This is a genomic window from Lysinibacillus sp. GbtcB16 (assembly GCF_019091145.1).
Classification (GTDB): domain Bacteria; phylum Bacillota; class Bacilli; order Bacillales_A; family Planococcaceae; genus Lysinibacillus; species Lysinibacillus fusiformis.
This window is the reverse complement of sequence record NZ_JAGXJV010000653.1, coordinates 1-252: the sequence shown is the minus strand read 5'-3', so window position 1 is coordinate 252 and position 252 is coordinate 1. Positions and strand designations below refer to the sequence as shown.

Below are 252 nucleotides of genomic sequence, written 5' to 3'. Positions count from 1 at the left end.
GAGATCACCGAAAGTATGGCGGTGCTGGACGCAGAGCTACTGGCGCGTACGCTTGGCGAGCTGACGGTCCTAGGCATCCGCATCTCGATTGACGATTTCGGCGTTGGCTACTCGTCCTTCGGCTCCTTGAGCCGGCTGCCGATCGACGAGCTGAAGATTGACCGCTCCTTCATCCAGTCGATGTCGGTGGATCAGGAGGGCGCAGCCATTGTGAAAGCGATGATCGCCATGGCGCATCATCTGGATATTGCG

The 252-nt window shown here is 58.7% G+C and carries 1 protein-coding gene; it reads left to right on the top strand.

Annotation, left to right across the window (positions count from 1 at the left end; translation table 11 throughout):
- The coding region (locus KVT27_RS25525; protein ID WP_217582266.1) for an EAL domain-containing protein at window positions 1-252 on the top strand (252 nt) is incomplete at both ends.